This window comes from uncultured Psychromonas sp. (assembly GCF_947489755.1).
GTDB lineage: Bacteria > Pseudomonadota > Gammaproteobacteria > Enterobacterales > Psychromonadaceae > Psychromonas.
The window spans coordinates 39,272-65,207 of sequence record NZ_CANLFB010000010.1; the positions used below are offsets into that span (position 1 = coordinate 39,272).

At 36.9% G+C, this 25,936-nt stretch carries 24 protein-coding genes; 8 read left to right on the forward strand and 16 right to left on the reverse strand.

Translation table 11 applies throughout. From position 1 onward, the window contains the following. Positions 1-103 precede the first annotated feature (103 nt). The 10 genes from Q0794_RS07530 to Q0794_RS07575 form a co-directional block, all read right to left on the reverse strand. A complete protein-coding gene (locus Q0794_RS07530) occupies positions 104-2,218 on the reverse strand; it encodes a flagellar hook-length control protein FliK (RefSeq protein ID WP_298941121.1) in 2,115 nt (704 codons plus the stop codon). 103 nt (positions 2,219-2,321) lie between these two features. Beyond that, positions 2,322-2,780, reverse strand: coding sequence for a flagellar export protein FliJ (gene fliJ / locus Q0794_RS07535; protein ID WP_298941122.1), 459 nt, complete (start codon positions 2,778-2,780; stop codon positions 2,322-2,324). Between the two features lie 12 nt (positions 2,781-2,792). Then, positions 2,793-4,124 (reverse strand): flagellar protein export ATPase FliI, encoded by a 1,332-nt coding sequence (fliI, locus tag Q0794_RS07540; protein ID WP_298941123.1) that lies wholly within the window; start codon positions 4,122-4,124, stop codon positions 2,793-2,795. A gap of 1 nt (position 4,125) precedes the next feature. Then, positions 4,126-5,196: a flagellar assembly protein FliH gene (fliH, locus tag Q0794_RS07545; RefSeq protein ID WP_298941124.1), complete on the reverse strand. Its 1,071-nt coding sequence runs from the start codon at positions 5,194-5,196 to the stop codon at positions 4,126-4,128. Positions 5,197-5,263: 67 nt separating this feature from the next. Further along, positions 5,264-6,313, reverse strand: a complete 1,050-nt coding sequence (gene fliG, locus Q0794_RS07550) for a flagellar motor switch protein FliG (protein ID WP_298941125.1) — start codon at positions 6,311-6,313, stop codon at positions 5,264-5,266. Then, complete coding sequence (fliF, locus tag Q0794_RS07555; protein ID WP_298941126.1) at positions 6,306-8,012, reverse strand: flagellar basal-body MS-ring/collar protein FliF; 1,707 nt, start codon at positions 8,010-8,012, stop codon at positions 6,306-6,308. Before fliF ends, fliG begins: the two co-directional genes overlap by 8 nt. Before the next feature lie 39 nt (positions 8,013-8,051). Beyond that, positions 8,052-8,378 (reverse strand): flagellar hook-basal body complex protein FliE, encoded by a 327-nt coding sequence (gene fliE / locus Q0794_RS07560; RefSeq protein ID WP_298941127.1) that lies wholly within the window; start codon positions 8,376-8,378, stop codon positions 8,052-8,054. 196 nt (positions 8,379-8,574) lie between these two features. Then, positions 8,575-9,153 (reverse strand): LPP20 family lipoprotein, encoded by a 579-nt coding sequence (locus Q0794_RS07565; protein WP_298941128.1) that lies wholly within the window; start codon positions 9,151-9,153, stop codon positions 8,575-8,577. A 176-nt stretch (positions 9,154-9,329) separates the two neighbouring features. Then, complete coding sequence (locus tag Q0794_RS07570) at positions 9,330-10,547, reverse strand: ammonium transporter (protein ID WP_298941129.1); 1,218 nt, start codon at positions 10,545-10,547, stop codon at positions 9,330-9,332. Positions 10,548-10,577: 30 nt separating this feature from the next. Next, positions 10,578-10,916 (reverse strand): P-II family nitrogen regulator, encoded by a 339-nt coding sequence (locus Q0794_RS07575; RefSeq protein WP_137297517.1) that lies wholly within the window; start codon positions 10,914-10,916, stop codon positions 10,578-10,580. A gap of 399 nt (positions 10,917-11,315) precedes the next feature. Here Q0794_RS07575 and Q0794_RS07580 point away from each other — a divergent pair, with 399 nt between their 5' ends. The 4 genes from Q0794_RS07580 (at position 11,316) to lipA (ending at position 14,478) form a co-directional block, all read left to right on the forward strand. Continuing rightward, positions 11,316-12,473, forward strand: a complete 1,158-nt coding sequence (locus Q0794_RS07580; RefSeq protein ID WP_298941130.1) for a serine hydrolase — start codon at positions 11,316-11,318, stop codon at positions 12,471-12,473. Between the two features lie 114 nt (positions 12,474-12,587). After that, on the forward strand, positions 12,588-12,857 hold the full coding sequence (gene ybeD, locus Q0794_RS07585; RefSeq protein ID WP_298941131.1) for a DUF493 family protein YbeD: 270 nt from the start codon (positions 12,588-12,590) through the stop codon (positions 12,855-12,857). 9 nt (positions 12,858-12,866) lie between these two features. After that, positions 12,867-13,520, forward strand: coding sequence for a lipoyl(octanoyl) transferase LipB (gene lipB / locus Q0794_RS07590; protein ID WP_298941132.1), 654 nt, complete (start codon positions 12,867-12,869; stop codon positions 13,518-13,520). Continuing rightward, the gene (gene lipA, locus Q0794_RS07595; RefSeq protein ID WP_298941133.1) at positions 13,510-14,478 is read left to right on the forward strand and encodes a lipoyl synthase; all 969 of its coding nucleotides are present in this window, start codon (positions 13,510-13,512) and stop codon (positions 14,476-14,478) included. The genes lipB and lipA overlap by 11 nt, the downstream gene beginning before the upstream one ends. 333 nt (positions 14,479-14,811) lie before the next feature. Here the strand turns inward: lipA and Q0794_RS07600 are convergent, their stop codons facing one another. From Q0794_RS07600 to Q0794_RS07620, 5 genes are all read right to left on the reverse strand, one after another. Beyond that, a complete protein-coding gene (locus Q0794_RS07600) occupies positions 14,812-16,104 on the reverse strand; it encodes a TRAP transporter large permease subunit (RefSeq protein ID WP_298941134.1) in 1,293 nt (430 codons plus the stop codon). Positions 16,105-16,116: 12 nt separating this feature from the next. After that, positions 16,117-16,620, reverse strand: a complete 504-nt coding sequence (locus Q0794_RS07605; RefSeq protein WP_298941135.1) for a TRAP transporter small permease subunit — start codon at positions 16,618-16,620, stop codon at positions 16,117-16,119. A 79-nt stretch (positions 16,621-16,699) separates the two neighbouring features. Continuing rightward, a complete protein-coding gene (locus tag Q0794_RS07610; RefSeq protein WP_298941136.1) occupies positions 16,700-17,779 on the reverse strand; it encodes a TRAP transporter substrate-binding protein in 1,080 nt (359 codons plus the stop codon). Between the two features lie 502 nt (positions 17,780-18,281). Then, entirely contained in the window at positions 18,282-18,500 is a 219-nt protein-coding gene (locus tag Q0794_RS07615; RefSeq protein WP_298941137.1) for a DUF6500 family protein, read from the reverse strand. A 19-nt stretch (positions 18,501-18,519) separates the two neighbouring features. Then, positions 18,520-18,852: a YnfA family protein gene (locus Q0794_RS07620; RefSeq protein WP_298941138.1), complete on the reverse strand. Its 333-nt coding sequence runs from the start codon at positions 18,850-18,852 to the stop codon at positions 18,520-18,522. Between the two features lie 213 nt (positions 18,853-19,065). Between Q0794_RS07620 and Q0794_RS07625 the strand changes: the two genes are divergently transcribed. Beyond that, positions 19,066-20,019: a pyridoxal-phosphate dependent enzyme gene (locus tag Q0794_RS07625; RefSeq protein ID WP_298941139.1), complete on the forward strand. Its 954-nt coding sequence runs from the start codon at positions 19,066-19,068 to the stop codon at positions 20,017-20,019. Between the two features lie 55 nt (positions 20,020-20,074). Here the strand turns inward: Q0794_RS07625 and Q0794_RS07630 are convergent, their stop codons facing one another. Then, positions 20,075-22,003 (reverse strand): EAL domain-containing protein, encoded by a 1,929-nt coding sequence (locus Q0794_RS07630; RefSeq protein WP_298941140.1) that lies wholly within the window; start codon positions 22,001-22,003, stop codon positions 20,075-20,077. Between the two features lie 172 nt (positions 22,004-22,175). Between Q0794_RS07630 and rsmC the strand changes: the two genes are divergently transcribed. The 3 genes from rsmC (at position 22,176) to glgC (Q0794_RS07645) (ending at position 25,864) form a co-directional block, all read left to right on the forward strand. Continuing rightward, positions 22,176-23,225, forward strand: coding sequence for a 16S rRNA (guanine(1207)-N(2))-methyltransferase RsmC (gene rsmC / locus Q0794_RS07635; RefSeq protein WP_298941141.1), 1,050 nt, complete (start codon positions 22,176-22,178; stop codon positions 23,223-23,225). 133 nt (positions 23,226-23,358) lie between these two features. Continuing rightward, positions 23,359-24,585, forward strand: a complete 1,227-nt coding sequence (gene glgC, locus Q0794_RS07640) for a glucose-1-phosphate adenylyltransferase (protein ID WP_298941142.1) — start codon at positions 23,359-23,361, stop codon at positions 24,583-24,585. Between the two features lie 55 nt (positions 24,586-24,640). Continuing rightward, complete coding sequence (glgC, locus tag Q0794_RS07645) at positions 24,641-25,864, forward strand: glucose-1-phosphate adenylyltransferase (protein ID WP_298941143.1); 1,224 nt, start codon at positions 24,641-24,643, stop codon at positions 25,862-25,864. Positions 25,865-25,936 lie beyond the last annotated feature (72 nt).

Here is a 25,936-nt window from a genome sequence, read left to right on the forward strand (position 1 = left end):
ATTTACCTCCTACATTACTTTATGATGAGCATACTGCGTATTTATGCGAATAATACACTGATTTTAATTATTATTTTGCTGTTAACCAGTAACTATTAACGTTTTATGCATAATAATCAATTCCTTGCTCTTTAGAGGCTATTTTAGAAGGCATCCATATCGCATTTTGATTGTCTTCGGTTACCTCAGTATTCTGACTTAGCTTTGCTGCCATTGTTTGCATTTGGCCATGACCACTTTGTTGGTTTTGTTGCTGAGATTGTTGGGGCTGCTGTTCAACATTAGCTTCTCCCAGTTGAAGACCTTGTTGGGCTAATTGCTCACGTAAACGAGGCATATTTTGTTCAATAATCTCTTTACTTAAGCCTGCCTGAGTTTGAATATTAAGTTGAACTTGATCTTGGTGAACATGCGCTTTAATAAAAATCGATCCTAATTCAGCGGGGTCCAATCTAATTTGGACCTCTTGTTTACTTTGTGAAATCATCATCATGACTCGTTCACCGATAGCTGATGCCGCTTGTTTTGATTGAATATCTAAAGGCGCCTCTAATAAATTATTATTCGCTTGAGTTTGTTGATTTACAGCAACTAATTTATCTGTCTGTATTAGGTTAGTTTGAATCGGTTTTGCACCATTAACATCAGCAACAGACGAAGTCATCGGTGCTTCAGTTTTTACTGGATTCAACGCGCTATCATTTTTATCAGTTTTTAACAGCGGTAGATTATTCTCATCACTTGAACCTGCCAGTGTCGCCTCAGCTTCATCACTTATATTTTCAGCCTGGTTGTTGACACTGTTATCAGTGGTAACTTTACCTGTTAATGCTTGGCTTACTTTTTCTGTAGAAGTTAATAAATCAATTTTATTATTTTCACTTGTACCAGAAGACGCCTCAGCTTCGATTGCTTTAGTATTAATTGTACTGTTGTTTATTAGATCGTTATTTATTACTCCAGTACTTATTACTGAAGCTTCCTCTAGTAAGTCACTTTTATTCTTTTTATCTACATCAGAAGATTGCTCAATTTCGATTGCTTTAGTATTTATTGCATTATTGTTTATTAGTTCGCTTTTTATTGCTTCAGTACTTATTAAATCAGTTTCTGCTAATAAATTACTTTTATTCTTTTTATCTACATAAGAAGATTGCTCAACTTCGATTGCTTTAGCATTTATCGCATTATTGTTTATTAGATCGCCTTTTATTGCTTCAGTCCTTATTAAGTCAGTTTCTGCTAATAAATCACTTTTATTCTTTTTATCGATATCAGAAGATTGCTCAACTTCGATTGCTTTAGCATTTATTGCATTATTGTTTATTAGATCGCCTTTTATTGCTTCAGTACTTATTAAGTCAGTTTCTGCTAATAAATCACTTTTATTCTTTTTATCGGTATCAGAAGATTGCTCAACTGCAATTGCCTTAGTATTTAATGAATGATTGTTTATTAGATCGCTTTTTATTGCTTCAGTGCTTATTACTGAAGCTTCTTCTACCGAAGCGTTTGTATTGTTTATATTCGTATTAACTTGCTGGGCAGCTTGGATACTTGATAATAATTGTGTTTGCTGTGAACTTGAGTCTTGTAGTTGTTGATTATCCCCATTAACGATATCGACATTATTGAACTCAATATCATCAACTCGAGTAAAATAATTAATATCACCATTAATACTTTTAGAATCAGCTTTTTCTACAGTTGTTACTTGAGCTTCGCTTTTAACTTTATAATCGATTTCATTTTCAGCAGTAAGCACATCAATTTCAACATCTGAGTCGATACGACGATCAAGATTTTCAGTTTCTTTGCCCTGTTTACTAAGAGAGTATTGTCGATCATCATTTGGGAACTCCCCTAGACTTTCGCTTAATAAATTTTGTGAGCTTTCATCCTTGGCGTCATTTACATTTTGACTTAACTTAGTTTGCTGCTCTTTACTGATTAATGCCTCATCTGACGCAGATATTGGCGCATCCTTTTCTTTATCAGTACTTTCTTTATTCAGTTCTGCTTTATTCAGACCTTCTTTATTAAGACTGTCGTTATTAATATTTTCTTTTAACACTTCAGAAAAATTTTGCTGTTTATTTTTAGATTCGACTTGCTTTAAAGTATCCTCACTTTTGCGTGCAATATCAATATCATTGCGCACTTTCAACTCGCTATTCTTTAAGCTTGTTGAACCATTTAATAATAAGGACTGAACCATAAAATATTCTCTCTGATTTTTATGTTTGTTTAATAAGTAAGCTATTGCCGCTTTTATAAAACGCCAACAATCACTGTTAGATAAGCAATTTGTAGTCCAAAAATTAATTAAACTCTTGTTCTGCTTGTTTCTTTCTAAAAAACTGGAAAGTGGCAAACTCATCTAATAGCTGCTGTTCTTTTTTATCTTCTAATTTTATTTTTTCACGTGCTTTTTTTTCTAATAACAATCCCATCGCTTTATGCGCAATTTGGCTATCTGTCCATTTACGTTTTGTATTACGCACTGCGTATTCGAATTTAACTAAAGTAGATTGTTGATTGGAGAGGCCTTGATCTATTTGAACAATAAATTGCTGGTATTTAGCGAGTGTAGATATGGTTAACCCTTGCGAGCCTTTTTCACTTAACTGCGCTATATATTGACGGCGATATTGATGTAAGTTTTGTAGTTGACTACGCTGCTCAAACAATTCTTTTTGAGCTTGTTGATAAGTATGTAGAGCTTGCTCAACTTGCTTTTCTCTTTGTTCATAAACAAGCTGTAATGCATTAGCGGCCATGGTTTAAGTCCTTTAACTATTAACAAACTCCTGCGTCAATACAGCAAGCTGTGTCAAACAATCGTTGTAACTGATGCTGTCTTTCATACCTTGTTGCAAGAAGTGATCCAACCTTGGTTTAATCAGAATGGCTTTATCGATACGAGGGTCACTACCACGAGAGTAAGCCCCGATTGTGATTAACTCTTTATTTTCTTCATATAAAGAATAGGCCTGTTTCAAGACACGCGCTAATGTTTGGTGTTCATCTGAAGTCACCATTGGCATCACACGACTAATTGATTTACTCACATCGATGGCAGGGAAGTGGCCAGAATCGGCTAACGGTCGTGATAACACAATATGGCCATCTAAAATGGCGCGTGATGCATCAGCAATAGGATCTTGAAGATCGTCCCCTTCTGTTAATACGGTAAAGAAGGCACTTATTGACCCTTGGTTTTCATTGCCATTACCCGCTCGTTCTACTAAAGCCGGTAATTTAGCAAACACAGAAGGCGGATATCCCTTTGTTGCTGGCGGTTCACCAATGGCTAATGCTATTTCACGTTGTGCTTGTGCAAAACGAGTTAATGAATCCATTAACAACAAGACATTCATGCCCTGATCTCGAAAGTACTCTGCAATCGTTAATGAAGTTTCACAGCCCTTTAAACGCATTAATGGTGATGCATCAGCAGGGGCAGCAATAACAACAGCACGAGAACGCCCTTCTTCACCTAGAATTTCCTCAATAAATTCTTTTACTTCTCGGCCACGTTCACCAATCAAGCCCACCACCACCACATCGGCATTAGTGCCACGTGTCATCATCCCCAACAAAACACTTTTACCAACACCGGAGCCAGCAAAAAGCCCCATACGTTGACCTTGGCCAACAGTAAGTAAGGCATTGATTGCTTTAATGCCAGTATCAAGAGGTTGCTTAATCGCTTTACGTGAAAGAGGATTGATACGCATATTATTATAGCCACTCATGGAGTTTGTTTTGATATCTCCTTTACCATCAATAGGGTTCCCCATGCCATCTAAGACACGACCTAATAACTCCATGCCAACGGGAATACCTACTTCTGTTGTTTGAGGAATAACTTTAGCGCCAGGTAATACACCGGTAAGGCGCTCACTTGGCATAAGGAATAACCGGTCATTTGAAAACCCAACGACTTCAGCATCAATATAACCGTCATTAGTCTCTACTTTACACATGCTTCCCACCGCAGCACGACAGCCAACGGCTTCTAAGGTAAGCCCTACCACACGTACTAATTTACCGGCGACAACAGGATGAGTAATCGCTTCTCCAACTTGATATTGTTCAATACGTTGCGATAGTTTATTCATTCTAAGGGGTTACCGTCTCAGACTTTGTATCAATGCTAGTATCGGCAATGTTTTTAGATTGATTTAATTCAGCAGAGTCTGAAACACTTGCTTCTGAAGAAGCGGTCTCGGTATTACCTGTCATACTTTCTACTTCAGTTGTATTCAATTCGACCTCTGAATGTTCAGCCTCACTGATATCGCTATCACTTATGGTTTGTTCAGCTTCAGACTCAAGTATTGTTTGTAATTCCTCTTCGGTTTTCATTTCATAATCTAATGGCTGATCATTACTAATATCACCGTTGTTACTGACTTCAGGTGTATTTTGATAATTTTCTTTAAGGAAGTTTTTTAAAACTTGTTCAATACGGATTGAAAAAGCGTAATCGATACTGGAAGTTTGTGTATGTATCTGGCAATCGCCACGCAACAAAGTCGGTTCAGCGCGTAGATCCCAACCTCTTTTTTTACATTCTTCTTCTGAAAAAGCATCTTGCACAAAAATGAGATCTTCTGGGTTAAGTGAGATAACAATACTCTGCTCATTAACAGGTAATGCCTCAACACCTTGTTTTAAGGCTTGTAAAATAATTTGAGGGTTAACAGTGACTTCACATCGTGCCATTTGCTCTGCAAGGTTAGTCGCCAGTTTAATTAATTGGAACTCAACAGTATCATCCAACTTTTCTAGTGGAGCATGTAATCGAGAAACAAGTTGTTCCCAATGCAAGGTTTGCCCCTCGACCTTCACCTTACCTTCCATTAAACCTTGCTCTAAACCTTGAGCTAAGCCTTGTTCATGGCCTTCATTTAACCCTTGTAATTTTCCTTCCTCTATTCCTTCAGTAAAACCCGCTTCTTTGCCTTCATTAAAACCATCTTCGTAAGCAGATGCTCGAATTGATTCAATATCTTCTAAGGTTAATGGTTTTGGAGCCTCATCTTTCGATTCTATGTTTTCTGGTTCTTCATTTTGATACCAACTAGCAGGTCGGCCAAATAAATCAACTTCACCTTGCTCTAAAGCATCATCGTTTTCAAAATTAGGTAATATCCATTCTTGAAAATCATTATCTGTATCAGCAACCATTCATGTACCTTAATTTCACTAAAAGTGATGCTTAAAAATAGGGATTAAACGTTAATTAAAACGAAGGCTATAGGAACTCATCACCACCACCGCCACCTAGCATTAACTCTCCAGCATCAGATAAACGACGTGCAATACCAAGAATTTCTTTTTGCGCACTTTCTACTTCGCTAATTCTAATGGGCCCCATGGCTTCAATATCATCAGCTAACATTTCTGCCGCTCGTTTCGACATATTAGCCAAGACTTTATTTTTAAGGAGTTCGTCAGCGCCTTTAAGTGCTAATTGCAATTGTTCTGGTGGAACTTCACGTAACAATGTTTGAATACCGCGATCATCAACATCGATGAGGTTATCAAATACAAACATAAGATCTTGAATCTGTTGACTCATATCTTCATCTGACTCACGTATAGAGTCCATCAGAGGGCCTTCGATAGCAGTATCTAAATAGTTCATGATATTGGCAGCAGCTTTAGCGCCACCCATTTTCGCAGCTTGTGCGCCAGCTTGCCCAGCAAACTGTTTCTCCATAATCTCATTCAGTTCTTGTAATGCGGCTGGCTGCACTTCTTCCAAGTCAGCAATACGCATCATCAAGTCTAAACGTACTTTTTCTGGGAATTGCGTTAAAATTTCAGCAGATTGTTCTGGATCTAAATAAGATAAAACAATAGTTTGAATCTGAGGGTGTTCATTAAGAATAATACTAGCAACCTGACGGGCATCCATCCATTTCAAAGAGTCTAAACCTCTAGAGCCACTACCCAGAATAATTTGATCAACTAAATTACCCGCTTTGTCTTCGCCTAATGCTTCAATTAATGAAGTACGAACAAAGTTTTCACTATCCAATCCAATGTTACTGTATTTTTGAATATCTTCAATAAAAGCACGGTGAACACTGCTTACCTTTGCTTGCGATGAATCTTCTAATGAAGCCATTTTCATCCCTAGCTTTTGTACTTGCTTAGGCTCTAAATTTCTAAATATTTGTGCCGCATCCGCAGGGGTAAGACTCAACATTAATAACGCAGACTTTTCTACCCCACTTAATTCTGTGACGTCAAAGGTAGCAACTTTAGTTGATTCTTTCTTTTTATCGTTCTCACTCATCTTCTACCAACCATTCTCTAATAACTTGTGCTGATAACCCAGGTTCGTTTGAAACTAAGGCTCTGACTGCTTTTAATAAGTCTTCATCTTTATGTAAGTCAGGTAATTGTATTTGTCCGTTAGTCATGCCGAAATCAAGACTTTCGTTATTTTCATCTGACAATAACTGTAAATTATCATTGCCTACCGACCCAATTGCACCACCTAACTCGTAATCTTCCGCTTTTTCAATTGCCTCTGGATAGAGTAGTTTTTTCATGATCGGACGAACAATTAATAACAAGGTCAAAATAATGACAAACAAGCTGCCACCAAACCTTACATAACCTTGAAATGTTTCTGTTTCCCAAAGAGCCTCTTCAGGGGCTGCTTCGATTTCAGGACGATTAAAGCTAACTGAAGCCAGCGCCAAAATATCGCCACGTTCGACATTAACGCCCAACCCACCTAATAATAATTGTTTAATATTTTCTACTTCTTCAACACTTCTTGGTGAATAACTCACTTCGCCAGCATCATTGACTGACTTAATATAGTCCAGCGCTACAGAAACGGCGAGACGCTCTACTTTTCCAACTTTATGTTTTGTATGTGTGATAGTGGTATCAACTTCGTAGTTTCGAGTCGACTCCGTTCGAGAACTACCATTGCTATTATTAGTACTATCATTGGCTTCTTCTAACTCTTCAGGAATAGCGCCATTTGCTGGAGGTTGATTAGACAACGCACCTGGGACAGATCCAAAAAGTGACGATAATGACGATTTATCTTCAATCAACATTTCACTGCGCACGGCTTGGTTAGAAGGGTTAAAGGTTTTTTTCGTTTCTTCGACAACGGTGAAGTCCATCACTAAATCAACTTCAGAAGCATAGTTTGCAATACCTAATACAGGAATTAAAATAGCATCTATTTTTGATTTATATTCTTCTTCGCGCTCACGCTGCATGCTAAATTCTTTGCTCGTTTGTGCCGAACTGCCTGTGCTACTCCCTGAATGTAATAAACGGCCACGTTGATCGGTTACTGTTACGCTATTTGGTGATAAGCCTTGCACCGCAGAAGCCACTAAATCAACAATAGAATCAACTTCTTGTGCAGATAACGCGTAAGACCGTACTGTCGTCACCACCACAGTCGCACTGGCTTGGCGCTCTTTACGTGCAAACACACTTTCTTTAGGAATGGCTAATAAGACTTGAGCATTAGTCACGTTCTTCATTTCTTTAATCGCTAATGCTAATTGACGCTCGCGACTTAATTTTAATCTTTCTTTTTCAACTCGTTGGCTTACACCAAATCCCATATCTTGCAATAAGATATCATCGCCATTTTCAGTATTATCATTCACTAACCCTGCGCGAGTCATCAGTAGTTTAACTTTTTGGTATTGGTCTGACATGACCGACACATTATTCCCTTCTAATTTATAAGGGATTTTTTGTTGATCTAAAAAGTCTAATGTTGTAATAAGTTCGTCTGTTTGATAGGTACCTAAAGGACGGTAATCCGCTTCTTTACCCCATGACCAAATAATGACAACGATCGCTAATACAATCAATAAGCCAATAATCATACTGATTTGACGCAACACGTCCACATTAGAGAAAAACGATGAAATCGCCCCTTTCTCTGCGGCTACTGGCACACTATCATTATTATCTAACAATAAATTTGCATTATTTTCTGTATCAGACACAGACTTTCCTTTTAACGATTAGATGTAAAGTAATTGCCGTTAAACCGGCATGCTCATTACTTCTTTATAAGCTTCAACCATTTTATTACGAACTTGTACTGTCGCATCAAAGGCTAGGCCTGATTTGTTAGAGGCGATCATGACATCAGACAAGCTAACGTTCTTATCCCCCATTTCAAAACTGTTACGTAATTCAGAGGTGTTTTGTTGCAGACCATTAACATTTTCAATTGCTTGTTTAAGCATGGCAGAAAAATCGGCAGGAGCAGGATTAATCGCTTTAGTACTTAACTCACTGTTTAAGCCTTTTGCTTCTAGACCTTGTGTTTGTAACTCTTGAAACATTGATGCAGCATTGATATTCATTGTATTTAGCCTCTTTTTGACACTGATAATAGTAAATAGCAATAACTATGCCACTTGGCTTGCAAGAGCATTGATCAACACACCACAATAAACACCTCCAAATAGGTAAGTGCATCTTATCTTAAAAAAAACAATAAAAAAAAGGCATTAACAACTGTTAATGCCTTTTTCAAAATACAATGTCTGTATGTAATATTTATTCTGCGTTAAGTTTTTCTAATTCTTTATCGAGTTGAAGATCTGCACGTTGCGCTTTAAATTCTTGATATAACAAATCTTCTTGCCCTGAATTCAAAGGACGCTCAGAAGCTTTAACTAATCCATCAAAAATAGCTTTAGTTGATTCTTGACCCACTCCAACTAAAACGCATAAGTTATTTTTATCTGCAATTTTAACGATGTCTGTTTTAAGTGGGTTAGTACCTATTAATGTCTGTTGCGTAATTTGTTTTGAAACACTAGAGAAAGTAGAACCAGACTCAGCACCTGCAGCTACTTCTATTTTATCACGGTAGGTTTTATCCATTGCACTGACACGCGTTTCGATACGTTGTGCCAATGATGTACGTGCATTAGCAATCGCTTGCTGCTTATCAATAGACATATTACCAGACCATAAAACACATTCAGAAACTGCGATACCGTCTTCAACTTGAGGGTTTAATATCCAACTTGGAATCTCACCCACAACCGTTTCTTGCGTAGGTTCGCTGTTAGAACATGCACTCAATAATACAATCGCAGTAAGGCTTAATAAATGAAGCTTTTTAGACATAATCATTCCTTAATTAAAATAAAAGTAAAAGCAAAAAACACGTACTTAATAGGCTTAGTTTAGATTGATTCATAAAAATTTCATATAAAAAAATCCCCATCTTAATTAATAAGATGGGGATTTATATTAGCTTAACAATTTCTTCGTACTGTTCGAGTACGAAGAGTAAGCTCTAATTAATCTTTAAATTCAGGGTAAGCTTCAACACCACAGTCGTGTAAATCCATACCTGCATCTTCTTCTTCAGCAGTAACACGGATACCCATTGTTACTTTGATGATAGACCAAACAATCCAAGACGCTGCAAATACAAATCCGAAGATAACTGCCGCACCGTATAACTGAGTGATTACTGAAGCACCGTCATTTGACATTGGAACTACTAATAGACCAAACAGACCACACACACCGTGTACAGATAAAGCACCTACTGGATCATCAATTTTTAATTTATCAAAAGTAATGATGCTGTAAACAACAATCACACCAGCAACTGCACCAATAACGGCAGCAAATAATGGTGATGGAGATAGTGGGTCAGCTGTAATAGCAACTAGACCTGCTAATGCACCATTCAGAATCATTGTTAAATCTGCTTTACCCCATTTGAATTTACTCACTAACAATGCTGCGATTGCACCTGTTGCTGCTGCTGCGTTAGTGTTAAGGAAGATAAGGCCTACAGCTGATGCATTTTCTGCGTCAGAGATAAGTAATTGAGAACCACCGTTAAAACCAAACCACCCCATCCATAGGATAAATGTACCTAATGTAGCAAGTGGCATGTTTGAACCAGGAATTGGGTGAACACTACCATCTTTACCGTATTTACCACGACGAGCACCTAGTAATAATACCGCTGCTAATGCTGCTGCAGCACCGGCCATGTGAACAATACCAGAACCTGCGAAATCACTAAAACCAGCTTCGCTTAAGAAACCACCGCCCCAAGTCCAGTAACCTTCCATTGGGTAAATAAAACCCGTTAAGAATACTGTGAAAACTAAGAATGCCCACAGCTTCATACGCTCAGCAACAGCACCCGATACGATAGACATTGCAGTTGCAACGAATACCACTTGGAAAAAGAAATCAGACTCTAAAGAATGGTCTGCACCTTCAGCTTGAGTACCAATTAAAGAACCTAAAGAAGGTAACCAACCGCCAGCGCTGTTATCAACATACATAATGTTGTAACCCACTAACAAGAACATCGTACAAGCAATCGCATATAACACGATATTTTTAGTTAAAATTTCAGTGGTATTTTTAGAACGAACTAAACCTGCTTCTAACATGGCAAAACCGGCTGCCATCCACATAACAAGGACACCTGATATTAAAAAATAAAAGGTATCCAGCGCAAATCGTAGTTCTGTAACTGTTGTTTCCATAATAGTAATCCTTAACTTATTAAATTTGGTTTAAAGTGCTTCTTCGTCGAATTCGCCAGTACGAATACGAACAACTTGCTCTAATGGCTGAATAAAGATTTTACCATCACCTACTTTCCCTGTATTAGCCGCGCTAATAATAGCTTCAACTAAACGTTCAATATCATCGTCTTTAACCGCAATTTCTAATTTAACTTTTGGTAAAAAATCAACTTGGTACTCAGCACCACGGTATAATTCAGTGTGCCCTTTTTGACGACCAAAACCTTTCACTTCAGAAACAGTCACACCCGCGATGCCGATACCCATTACAGCTTCGCGTACTTCATCTAATTTAAATGGTTTAATAATTGCGGTTAACATTTTCATCATATATTCCTTCAAGGTGTAATTAACGTTAGTTTATGAGTATTTATTAACAACTAACGTGCCAAAAAATATAACCTTTAAATAACAACAACTTAATATAAAAAAATCAATTCAATCCAACTTTATCGCACCACCTTGGTGCAGTTCCTGCAATTGCAACGCACTGATATGTGACATTTAAAACGTTTATCGTAAAACCATGCTCGAACTTACTCAATATTTGATTGCCTAATCCTGTTATGCCAATAAAAATGACTAAACAATTATTATTTAAATATTTTAAAATATAAAAAGGCACTAAAATTAACCAACTAATCTGCTTAGCCCCTTAGCAAATAAAGCTTCATCTGCTATAGTGCGTAACAATTTTTCGACTTAACAACCTTGAAGGTATGTAACATGAAAAAAATAAGCCTACTGCTTATCACTTTCCTATTTAGTATTAATGCGTTTTCCGCTCCTATGATTATTCCTAAAGCACCGTCAATTGCCGCTAAAGGATATTTATTAATTGATTTTGATTCAGGAAAAGTGCTATCTGAAAATAATAGTGAAGAAACACTCGAGCCAGCATCATTAACTAAAATGATGACCAGCTATATCATCGGGCAAGAGTTAAAGTCAGGAAATCTTAAACTGACTGATAAAGTCACTATTTCTAATAATGCATGGTCAAAGAATTTCCCTGATTCATCAAAAATGTTTATCGAAATTGGTAAAGAAGTCACTGTTGAAGATTTAAACCGCGGTATCATCATTCAATCAGGTAATGATGCTTGTGTTGCAATGGCTGAACATATTGCAGGTAGTGAACCTGCTTTTGCAGATTTAATGAACTCTTGGGCATTACAGTTAGGCATGAATGATACGCACTTTGTAAATAGTCATGGTTTACACGCTGATGGACATCATACAACTGCAAAAGATATGGCAACATTAGCAAAAGCAATTATTACTGATGTACCAAATGAGTACAAAATATATAGCGAAAAATCATTCAAATACAACGGTATCGTACAATACAATCGTAATGGTTTGTTATGGGATAAAAGCCTAAATGTAGATGGTATGAAAACAGGCCACACTAGCGCAGCAGGTTACAGCTTAGTGTCATCTGCAACAAAAGATGGTATGCGTTTAATCAGTGTTGTAATGGGTACGCGCTCTGATGATGCTCGTAAAGTAGAAAGTAAGAAACTACTTAACTGGGGCTTCCGTTTCTTCGAAACAATCACACCGTATAAAGCAAATGATCAGCTTGCAAGTGAACGCATCTGGATGGGTACACAAGCAAACATTCGTTTAGGTGTTTCTGTTGACACACCATTAACGTTACCACGTAATCAATCTCAAAATCTAAAAGCTGATTTTGTTATTAATAACGAGCTTCGTGCACCAATTCAAAAAGGTGATAAAGTAGGTCAAGTTAATTACACTCTCGCTGATGAACCAATTGCAACTTACGACTTAATTGCATTAGAAACAGTGGAAGAAGGTGGTATTTTCAGCCGTATCATTGATTACATTAAATTATTATTTATTGGTTGGTTTGGCTAAAAAAATCCCCATATACCAATAATGTTTATCGTATAACATTAACCAATAATCTAAAGTGAGGTTAAAAGCCTCACTTTATTAGTTTAAACGTCTATTTTTGCTCTGGAGGCAAGCGTGGCATTAAATACTAAATTTGATGAGTTATTAGAATTCCCATGTAGTTTGTCATTTAAAGTGATGGGTCTAGCTCATCCAGAACTAGTTCCTGACGTTATCCGCGTTATTCAATTAATTGCACCGGGTGACTATTCTCCGACAATAAAGCCTAGCTCTAAAGGGACTTACCATTCTTTAGCAGTGCCTGTTATTGTGACGAGCAAGGAACATATAGAAGAGATTTATACTGAGCTCAATAAACTTGAACACGTTCGTTTTATTTTATAAGCCGACATCATGACTGCAATCCAAGATAAATTGATCATACGCTATTTAGGCGTCACTCCTTACCAAGAAACATGGCAAGCGATGAGTGACTTCACAGAGCAACGTGACGAAAATAGTGTTGATGAAATATGGTTAGTTGAACACGCACCTGTTTTTACCCAAGGGTTAGCAGGCAAAGCAGAGCATTTATTAACTAACAGCAATATTCCTGTGGTAAAAAGCGATCGTGGAGGGCAAATTACCTACCATGCTCCTGGCCAATTAATTGCTTATTTATTGATTAATATTCGCCGTAAAGATTTCAATGTACGTAGTTTAGTCAGTATTATAGAGCAAGCGATTATTGATGTATTAGCAGAGCATAAGGTTGTTGCGGTAGCGAAACCCGATGCGCCTGGTGTTTATGTTGATGGAAAGAAAATTGCGTCATTAGGATTAAAAATCCGTAAAGGCTGTTCATTTCATGGTTTAGCGTTAAATGTGGACATGGATCTTTCACCTTTTTTACAAATTAACCCATGTGGTTATGCTGGATTAGAAATGACCCAGTGTCGCGATCTAGGAATAACATCTTCTGTCGCAGAATTATCGCCGTTATTGATTGAAAAATTAAATCAGAATTTACAATACACACAGATAGAGAGCTTCATTAATGAACACTAAGCCAAGCCAATTAACAGCCGGCAACAAACTGCGTGATGCAGATAAAATGTCTCATATTCCAATTAAAGTAATTCCATCTGATAAAGGTACTATTTTAAAGAAACCATCTTGGATGAAGATAAAGCTAGCGGCAGATAACACTCGCGTTAACGAAATTAAAGCTGCATTACGAAAGAATAAACTACATTCTGTGTGCGAAGAAGCTTCTTGCCCTAACTTAAATGAGTGTTTTAACCACGGTACAGCGACCTTTATGATTTTAGGTGATATCTGTACACGTCGTTGTCCTTTCTGTGATGTAGGCCATGGTAAACCGCTTGCTGTTGATGAAAATGAGCCTAAAAAACTAGCTGAAACAATAAAAGACATGAAGTTAAAATATGTCGTTATTACTTCTGTTGACCGTGATGATTTACGTGATGGCGGTGCGCAACATTTTGCTGACTGTATTCGTGAAATCCGTCTATTGAATCCAGCGATTAAAATTGAAATCCTAGTACCTGACTTTAAAGGCCGTATGGATAAAGCATTAGCTTGTTTTGAAAAAGACGTACCAGATGTATTTAACCATAACTTAGAAACTGCACCACACTTGTACAAACAAGTGCGCCCAGGTGCCGATTACAAATGGTCATTACAACTATTACAAAAATTTAAAGAGCAACACCCAACCGTGCCAACTAAATCAGGTGTAATGATGGGTTTAGGTGAAACAAACGAACAGATTGAAGTTGTGATCAAAGATTTAGCCGATCACGGTGTAACTATGCTTACGCTAGGCCAGTATTTACAACCTAGCTTACAACATCTTGCTGTTGAACGTTACGTTCCACCAGCAGAGTTTGATGCACTAGGAGAGATGGCAAAATCAGTAGGTTTTGAACATGCAGCTTGTGGCCCATTGGTACGTTCTTCTTACCACGCAGACTTACAAGCATCAGGTAAAGAAGTAAAATAATAAAAATAGATTAAATCCCTATTCCCCAAAAGCCTGTTTTAAACAGGCTTTTTTGTTATTAAGTCCCTCATAAAATATAAATTTATTAACGTGCTACCTTCCAATAAAATAATACGAGACAAATAAAGCTAATTTTTAAAGCTATTAAGTCATGATATTTAAAACTCACTTATCAACTTGCTTTCCAAACGACAAGCGAGTGAACACTTATTTAAAAACAGTTAATTAGAATGAATAAAGCCTCTACGAGAGAGGCTTTATGGATTATTAATAGATTATTATCATAATGGCTTATTCATTAAATACCTTTATGCGTTAGCCAATCCCTCCTTATTATTCGAAGCCATAAAAGCCTGGAAAAATAACGATTGAAGCTAATACGAGTAGCTGTAATCCAATGAACGGTATAACGCCTTTATAAATATCCATTGTTTTCACTTCAGGCGGGGCAACCCCTTTTAGATAAAATAGACTGAAGCCAAAGGGGGGCGTCAAGAAGGACGTTTGTAGATTCATTGCGATTAAGATAGCAAACCATGTTAAATCAATTCCCATCATTTCAGCAATTGGGTACAGCATAGGCACCACAATAAATGAAATTTCTACAAAATCGATAAAGAAACCAAGCACTAAAATAACCAGCATGGTAATGATTAAAAAGCCCCACTTATCACCAGGTAAACTAAACATTAATTCTTCAATTAACTCTTCACCACCCGTGTATGAAAACACCATAGAGAAAGCCGTCGCACCGATAAAGATAGCAAATACCATTGCAGTGACTTTGACCGTCTCAACGGAAGACTCCCAAATAATTTTCCATGAACACTGTCGATATAAAAGTGCTAATAGAATAGCCCCGGCACCACCAATGGCAGATGACTCTGTTGGCGTGGCAATACCATAAAATATGGATCCCAATACCGAGAAAATTAACACGAGAGGTGGCGCAATCGCTTTGAATGCGGTCCAGTAAGGCGCGAACCCACCAGGCCCTGAAAATTCAGACTCAGGTAGTGCAGGTGCAGATTCCGGTTTAAAGTAAGCATAAATCAATACATACAATATAAAAGCACCAACTAATATCGCCCCAGGTAATATTGCCGCTTTAAAGAGGTCCCCAACAGGCACCCCCATCACATCGCCCAAAATAATTAAAATAATAGAAGGTGGAATGATTTGCCCTAACGTCCCAGAAGCACAAATAACCCCAGTAGCAAGTTTCTTATCGTAGTTATACTTGAGCATAACAGGTAAAGAAATAACCCCCATTGCAACAACAGAGGCGCCAACAACACCTGTTGAAGCCGCTAACAAACAACCTACTAGAATAGTAGAAACAGCAACACCGCCCCTAACGCGACCAAATAACTGCCCCATTGCTTCTAATAATTGCTCGGCTAATTTAGTTTTTTGTAATACGTTCCCCATGAAAATAAACATAGGTACCGCCATCATGATCGAGTTTTCCATGATGCTCATAATGCGATATGGCATAAAGGCAAATAATTCAAATCCCTCAGCAAACACACCAAAAATTAAAGCAACACCACCAAATACAAATGCGACGGGAAAACCTGTTAGTAGTAGCAATAACGCCACACCAAACATAATAATACCAATCATAAAAAGTCCCTTTTAAATGTCTTGTTTAAGAATGCAGCGAAGATTTTTTATCAACATGCCTAACCCACTAAAAGTCAGTGCAATAGCTGAAAGAGGGATCATTGCTTTAATCAACCAGCGATGCGATAACCCACCAGGATCTCCGCTCACTTCATTCAAACTATAAGATTCCAGTGTAAAGTCATAGCCATACCAAATAACTAGACCACAAAAAGGTAAAAGAAAGAAAATACAACCTAGGCTATTAATCCAGGCTTTATTTTTATTACTGAGTTTTTCATAAATAATATCAACACGGACATGCCCTTCTTCTTTTAATGTATAAGCAATCCCGAGTAAAAACATTGAAGCAAATATATGCCACTCTAATTCTTGAAAAGCGATAGAGCTAGATTTGAAAAAATAACGAGCAACCACATCATAAAAAACATTAATTAATAATAAAATCATTAATGCAGCAGCTATTTTACCTATAACATCAGAAAAGCGATCGAAGACGTTTTGCAGACTTTCCATTTGAGATAATTCCTTCTAGTAGACAGGCTAGGGTAAAAAGAAAAAGGCTACCGTAAGTAGCCTTTGTTTAACTAGTTAACTATTCAACTAGTTCTTTAGTACTTTTAATATAGCCATATTCCGATATATCAGTCCAAACGCGTACTAGTTTTAAATAGTCTTGTTGTGACTTAATGATTTTAGCTGCCATTGGGTCATTACTTGCTTTCTCTTCAAGAATTTCATCATTGGCTTTTTTCATTGCACTTAACACAGCAGGTGGGAATGTTTTAACTTGAATATCAGGGTATTCAGTTTTCATTACAGCCCAGTTTTCAGCACTTAATGCATAAGATTGTACATACATGTCGTATGACGCTTTACGCATAGCCACTTTTAAAATAGCTTGTAAGTCTGCAGGAAGTGATTCTAGTTTCTTTTTATTAACAATGAACATTAACTCTGTTGCAGGTTCATGCCATCCCATGTAATAAATTGGTGCAATTTTATGGAAGCCCATACGTAAATCTAAAGACGGACCTACCCACTCTAATGCGTCGATTGTATTACGCTCTAGTGAAGTATAAAGCTCACCTGGTGGAATATTTACCGGTGTTGCACCTAACTTAGCTAACACTTCTCCAGCAAAGCCAGGAATACGCATTTTTAAGTTTTTAAGGTCTTCAAGAGTGTTAATTTCTTTTCGGAACCAGCCCCCCATTTGCACCCCAGTGTTACCGCCAGGGAAAGGAACTAGATTATGAGCGCTATACACTTCATCCATTAGCTCTTGACCACCACCATACTGGAACCAAGCATATTGTTCACTCGCCGTCATACCAAATGGCATTGTTGTGAAATATAACGTATTAGGCACCTTACCATTATAGTAATAGCTCGCAGAATGGCCCATATCATATTGGCCCATTTTCACCATATCGAACACACCAAAGGGTGACTTATGTTTGTTAGCCGAATCGACACGAATTTTTAAACGACCATTAGACATTTCCTCTGCCATTTTGACCATATTTTTAACAGAATCACCAAATACAGGGAAATTTGGCCCCCATGTTTCTGCTAGTTTTAATCGATATACTTTATCTGCTGCAAAAGCGTTAGCACTTGTCACCATGACTACCGCTGCGATTAAGGTACTTTTATAAAAGGACTTCAGCATTTTAAACTCCATGTAAGGTTAGGGTTGAATGATTTGCTACCTAAGCAATAAAAAAGGATGCAACACGTAATGAATATGTTTCAAATTACTTATTTTTTGTTGCTAAGTTGTTATGAGATTGCCATACACGCAAAAATAAAAATTTCTTTAATTTTTAATTTGTAACTTACATCACAAGCACACTTTTTTTTTGCTCATTAAAGTGTGGTTGCGCAATAAAAAAGAAAAAAGGTCCAATAATATTTTAAGTTAACAGTGAGGATCCATGATGTTCTAAGCGCATAAAATTCAAGTTAATAGCAATTTATCAAATGAGCGATTATATATTTACAATATAATCGAGGGACAATTACCGGATAGCGAGGAAATTATTACAGGGTAGTAAAAATAAAAATGACGGTACAGAAACTTAGATACTGTTAAATTTTTAACGATCCTTTAACGTCAAATATGAAAATTAAATTAAATGAAATGAAATGAAAAACATATATCCTAGAGATTATTACAAACCTCTTTTAACCATCTCTTTAATCACCTTAGCTTTAACAAAATGATCTAATTTATGAGTTTGAATCCACCATGTCGCTGCTTCCATCAATAAATCAGGATCATCATTCTTATTGGCGAAGAACGCATAAAATGAAAGTCCCACTTTGTCACCTTTAAGCATTATCTTTTTCTCACACACAGTCATGATTTTAGCTCTTAACGCTTCTCTCACTTTTTACTCCTAATAATAATCATGCACTTCTCGGTGCAAACATAATAATAGCCATCCCAATAAGTGCCACTGATGCCCCTATTAGATCCCACAGCGTAGGTTTTATACCATCAACAGTCCAAAGCCATATCATTGCAACAAAAATGTAAACTCCACCGTAAGCTGCATAGACACGACCAGAAGCTGCTGGATGTAATGACAATAACCAAGCAAATAAAGCAAGACTGAATGCAGCAGGAATCAAAAGCAGAATGCTTTTATCTTGCTTAAGCCAAAGGTAAGGTAAATAACACCCTACTATTTCAGCAACGGCGGTCACTATAAATAATGCAATGGTTTTAAATTCAAACATAGTATTCCTGAGTATTGCTAAATGACACACAGTTTAACTTTTTAATGTTAAACATTATTACAAAACATCCCCTTCGCCTTCCGTCATTGTTACAAACTTAACGTCTGACTCAAACAGCAATAAAATTTACTTTGAATAAATAAAACTAAACTCATTCAACTTTAAGGTAAAATACAAGCGAAAATAGCCACTTTAAATACAGTAGGAAGAGAGATGAGTTTTATAAAAAGCACTTTATATCAAACAATGGGACACAGCCCTTTGCAAGTACTCACTCACCCGCTGCTTACTGAAAAATCTATTACTGTATCCGTTAAACGTGATGATTTATTACATCCTGACATTTCAGGGAACAAATGGCGAAAATTAAAATATAACTTACTTTATGCAGAAGCTAATAATAAAAATCACCTTATTAGCTTTGGTGGTGCATTTTCAAATCACATTCATGCTTTGGCTGCCGCTTGTCATCATTTTAAGTTTCAATCAACAGGCATTATTAGAGGCGAGGCGCATTATGCATCAAACTCGACTTTATCTCAGGTCCAAAAATGGGGCATGGAATTACAATTTATAGATAGAAAAACATATCGACTGAAAGCACAAGAAGCCTATTTAACAACCCTACAAGCTCAATATCCTGATGCTTATATTATCCCAGAAGGAGGCAGTAATAAGTTAGCAGTACCTGGAGTAGAGGAAGTTATCGAAGAGTTAATACAACAATGCCACCTACCAATCGACCATATTTTTACCGCGACAGGTAGTGCTGGCACACTAGCCGGCCTTATTAGCGGAGCTTTAAAATACAGCCCTAATACAATCGTTAACGGTATTGCGGTACTCAAAGATGCACATTATTTAACGCAAACAGTTAAGGGCTTTGTCAAACAAGATAAAAAAGTAAGTTGGCACTTACATACTGATTTTCATGAAGGGGGCTATGGAAAAATATCACCAGCACTCGCTGATTTTTGTCATCAATTTACATCGGATACCGATATTCCTATTGAACCCATTTATAGTGGTAAAATGTTTTATGCATTGTGGCAATTAATCGAACAAGATCATTTTCCTGTGGGCACTCACATAGTTGCTTTACATACAGGAGGTTTACAAGGTTTAGCAGGGCTAAAAGCACAAAAAAGATTTATCCCTTTAGTTTAAAAAATTTACTGAAAGCTTTATGTGTTTTTTAGATAATAGGTCAATTTTACAGTGCTTAACCTTGGTTTATTGACACTTCCATTTGTTTGGGGATTGAGAACAAATTCCCCTGCCCTCCACAAACTCCTAAGCGAAGTAAACACTTCCATTCTTGTTCAGTTTCAATGCCAACTGCAATCACTTGAGCGTGACTATTTAAACAACTTGCCATTAAGCTTTGTATTGCAACTTTATTGGTACTCCGAAGGTGAATGTCTCTTATTAAACTTGCATGTAGTTTTAAGTAATCAATATTAAAATCGAGTATATATTGCGTATTCACAACAGACTTACCAACGTTATCCACTGCAATTTTACAACCTATTTTTTGAAAAGCGATCAAAGCAGCACGTAAAGAAGAGTAATTTTTATCTATTAAATGTTCAGAAACCTCAATAACCAAATTACTGCGAATTTTTTTGGTTTTTTGCATTAACTCAAACATGAGCCATTTACGACTTTCTTTATTCATTAAAAGTCGAGAGCCTAAATTAATGGCAATAGGTTTACAAGACTCACCTCTAACCACTAACAATGCCAATACTTTTTCTAGCATTTGTTTATCTATTTGGCCGCATAAACCACACTTTTCAGCCATTGGCATAAACGTGCCAGCGGTAATAACTTCGTTGTCATATCCTATGATGCGAGGCCACAGTTCTGAATATAGAATATTATTAGGGTCACGCTTTACAACATGCTGTTGATATAACAACAGCGCTTCTTTGTTTAATACATCGGTTAATAAACCACGCCAATGCACCGTGCCCTTACTAATGACCGAGTGTTTCAAGTTCTCCTCAGATAAATGCCACCCACTGACTTTTTGATGCTCCGCAACTAATAAAGCACGATTAGCATCATCAATAATATGACTGGTTTGAGTACCGAAAGGGAAATTAACCACACCGATATGAAAAAAGGTTTCAATGAGAGAAGGATCTGGTAATTGTAATTGGTATAACGCTTTAGTTAACTGCTTTGCCACGACTTTAGTTTCTTGATAAGCCATTTGTGGTAACAGAATAACAAATTCTGGCTTCTTAACACTGCCATAAAAACTATCGTCATAACGACCGCAAAAGCTTTTAAGCAAATCAACCACTTGATCAATAACCTTCGTGCCTTGTTCTACGCCAAACTCATATTTCAATGTGCTTAATTCTGTCAAACTGATTAATATTAAAGCGTTGGATATATAACTTTCATCATTTGCGATTGTTTCTAGCATATTATCAAAGGCTAAACGGTTACCAAGCCCTGTATCTTCGTCCAAAAACGCTTTGCCCCTAATATGAATATCAAAAACACTACGCTCTTTAAGACTATTCTCTAATCGTTCCGATAATATGTCCAACGCTTGACTTGCCGCTTTAGGCCACTCGCCCTCTTGTGCGAAACGTGCTGTTGGGTTGTTTTGTAATAAATAATGAGCACGACGCTCTAATAACTCAGCACCATAGAAAGAGCGCCTTATCCAACGTAACGCAAAATACAGCAAACTTAAACTCAACAAAATGGCAGTACCAACACCAGCCAACGGCCAAAAGGTAAATTGAAGATCGGAAAAGGGTTGGCGGGTATGCAATATCAAATTTACGCCGGGATATTTATCTAGCTCATAGGAATAACGCAGTAATAATCGTATCGGATAATATTGACGACTAGCATAATAATTTTGATATACCGTCACACCATCACGTTTAACTTCTAAACGGACAATACCAGAAGCATCCAATAAATCAGGTAACCAAGAATCAAATTGAGTCGCTGTGGTTTGTTTATCTATTTGCTTTTCAATCACTTCTATTACACCATCAAGCATCTGTTGATGATGCTTTAACGTTAGTGAACGCAAACTAAACATGCCTCCGATCAACACTAAAATAATACAGGTCAACACAATAGCACTAGTAATAAACGTAAATTTATTAGTGAACTTCATAACATCCTTGTGACAATCTTTTTTTCATGTGTAGGTGAGTAATGGCTAAAATAACAATATAATACAAATCGAAATATTAGCTCACATACTAATTACGATTGGTATAATGCTTTTCCTTGCACTTTACATCATCATTTAAGCTTCGAATAACAAGCTGTAACAGGAATTTATAATGGCACTTAATCAAGTTTTTTCAAATCCAAGCCAGGTTTTACAGCGTAATGAGTCATTATTTACAGGTAAGTCTATCTTGGTCGCAGGTAATATCGACGACAGCTACCCTATTAACCTTGAAAGGATAGCATCATCAAGCTGCTTTTGTTTTAATGATTTTCGTTATTACGACAAACTAAAAGATAAATTAACCTCATCTGATGTTCACTTCACAGCCGATTACCAGGGAAAAGAGAATCAAGACAAATTCGATCTGTTATTAATTTATATTCCTAAAGCAAAAACTGAAATTGAATACTTACTTGCAAACTTAACACCTCACCTTAAAGAAAATGCAGATATCATTTTAGTCGGCGAAAAAAAGTGTGGCATAAAAAGCGTCGCGACATTATTAACGCCCTATTCAAACCACAGTAATGCTATCGATTCTGCTCGTCATTGTAGTGTTATTTATGCTCAATTAAGTAAGCCTGTCGCTATTTTTAACCAACAGCAGTGGATAAAAGACTATCAGCTTAATATTAATGACATTTCACTTACGATTCGCTCTTTACCGGGGGTCTTTAGTTTTGGCGAATTAGATAAAGGCAGTGAATTATTATTAAATAATTTACCAGAAGAACTAAGTGGACAAGGTTTAGACTTTGGTTGTGGTGCAGGTGTGCTTTCTTGTTACCTCTTGAAAAAACATCAACAATTACAACTAGATTTAATTGATGTGAATGTCTATGCTTTAGAAAGTGCAAAACTCACTTTGGAAATTAATGCACTACAGGCCAATGTATTTGCATCGGATGTATTCTCTAATGTAAATAAAGAATATGATTTATTGCTTTCAAATCCACCATTTCACTCTGGTCAAAAAACGAACTATGACGCAGCAGAAGAGTTTATTAGCAAGTCAGTTAACTTTTTGAAGAAAAAAGGAAAATTAACCATTGTGGCCAATAAATTTTTACGTTACGAACCACTTTTAACGGTTACTTATAAAAAATTCTTTGAAGATGCACAAAACAATAAGTTTAAAGTATTGAGCTGCCTCAAGTAATCATCAAAAAAACATGTCATAGTTCTCACTTTATTGTTAGGGTCAAAGATAGATATTTAAAGATAAATTAGTCAATTGGATAGTAGCTATGTAACACAAACATAGCTTTCTAATATAAAAATGTGGAGGCTCTATGTCTGGTATTTTAGCTATGATTCTTGCTGGGGGTGAAGGGTCTCGGCTTTTTCCATTGACCCAAAATCGCACCAAACCCGCCGTGCCTTTTGGCGGTAATTATAGATTAGTAGATTTTGCATTAAATAACTTCGTCAACGCAGACTTAATGAAAATTTATGTTCTGACTCAATTCAAATCGCAATCCCTCAATATTCACTTACGCCGCGCTTGGCGCTTATCCGGTATTTCCGATCGCTTTATTGAAGCGATTCCAGCACAACAGCGCGTTAACAAAAATTGGTACTCAGGCACGGCTGATGCTATTTATCAAAATTACCGTTTTATCGAAAAAAGTGAAGCAGAACACGTCTGTATTTTTGGCAGTGACCACATCTATAAAATGGATGTGCAACAAATGGTTGATTATCATAAAAAAATGGGAGGTGAGTTAACGGTTGCAGCAATTAGAGTACAAAAAAATCAAGCCCACCATTTCGGTATTATAGAAATCAATGAAACAGGCCATATGATTGGCTTTACCGAAAAACCTTCTGTGGAAGAAGCTAAAACCATTCCAGGCGATCCAGACCATGTACTTGCTTCAATGGGTAACTATATTTTTAAAGCGGATACATTAATCAAAGAATTAGAAAAAGATGCCTTCGATGAAAATTCTAGTCATGACTTTGGTAAAGATATTATCCCTAAGCTATTCCCTAAGGGTACAGTTTATGTGTATAACTTTAGTGAAAATAAAATACCAGGCGAACCAGAGCATGCATATTGGCGTGATGTAGGCACCATTGATTCTTATTGGGAAGCCCATATGGATTTATTAAACGATGATCAACCCATCTCTTTATATAATAAACATTGGCCGCTGCATACCTACCACCCGCCATTGCCACCAGCAACCTTTAGGGATCAAGGTGACTCAGAAACAAGTGTCTCTAAATCTCATATTGGTGCAGGTTCTTATATTAATGGTGCCAATATAGAAAACTGTATTCTCGGCTTTAGAAGCCACTTATGCACACATGTAAAAGTAAAAGGATGCATATTTTTAGGGAATGTAAAAGTAGGTAAAGGCGCACGTTTAACCAATGCCATCCTCGATAAAAATGTTGAAATTGCTCCGAATACTATTATTGGTGAAAATTTAGAAGAAGATCGCAAAAAATTTACTGTTTCAGAGAATGGTATCGTAGTGATTGCGAAAGGAAGTAGAGTAGGTTTTGAGTAAACTTTTTAAAGGTTACTGATGATGATTTTTCATATTATTTAGGTGGGTTTTTCTGATGGCAAAAGTTCTCTCGATGATTTTAGCAGGTGGTGAAGGCTCTCGTCTTTATCCTTTAACACAGTCTCGCACTAAACCCTCTGTACCATTTGGAGGAAGTTACCGTCTTATTGACTGTGTACTTAACAACTTTGTTAACTCTGATTTATTAAGAATCTATGTATTAACCCAGTTTAAATCTCAATCGCTTAATTCCCATTTACGTCAAGCTTGGGAATTAAACAGCTTCACCGATACATTTATTGATGCCATCCCTGCACAAATGCGTACAGGTAAACATTGGTATAGCGGTACTGCCGATGCAATTTATCAAAATTTACAATTTATCGAAGCCGATGATGCGCCAATTGTGTGTATTTTTGGTAGTGACCATATTTATAAAATGGATATACGTCAGAAGATTAGTTATCACAAAGAAAAAGAAGCGATTTTAACTGTATCAGCGATTCGTCTGCCTAAAGAGCAAGCCTATCATTTTGGGATCATCGAAGTAGATGAGGAAGGACGCATGATCGGCTTTGTTGAAAAACCTTCAGTGGAAGATGCAAAGACGATCCCAGGTGATCCTGAGAATGTATTGGCATCAATGGGTAATTATGTTTTTAACTCTAAAGAACTGCAAAGAGAATTAATTCGAGATGCCAAAGATGAAACATCAAGCCATGATTTCGGTAAAGATATTATTCCGCATTTAATGCCGACAGGTAAAGTATTTGTGTATGACTTCACCACCAATAAAATAATAAATGAAGATGGAGAAGCTTATTGGCGAGATGTGGGTACGATAGAGTCGTATTGGGAAGCTAATATGGACTTAATTAAATCGACGCCTCCAATTTCTTTTTATAATAGAGCTTGGCCAATGCATACCCATTACCCTGCATTACCTGCTGCAAACTTTCAAAATGATGGTGATAACACTTGTTCTATCAGACGCTCTCTCATTTCCGATGGTGCGTTAATCATTGGTGCAACCATCAAGAAATCAGTATTAGGCTTTAATTGTTTTGTCGGTCAGCGTAGCAATGTTTATAAATCTGTTTTATTAGGCGATACTAAAATCGGTAAAGATTGCGAGATTATTAAAACAATTATTGATAAAGATGTTGAAATAGCCGATGGTGTAAAGATTGGCGTTGATCTAGAAAGTGATAAAAAACGCTTTACTGTTTCTGATGAAGGAATTGTAGTCATACCCAAAGGTTCTAGAATCGGCTTCTAATTATTAATGTTAAAAAGCGACTGTACCAGATCGCTTCGTCGCTTTTTTATTGCTCATATTCTTAGTCAAAGG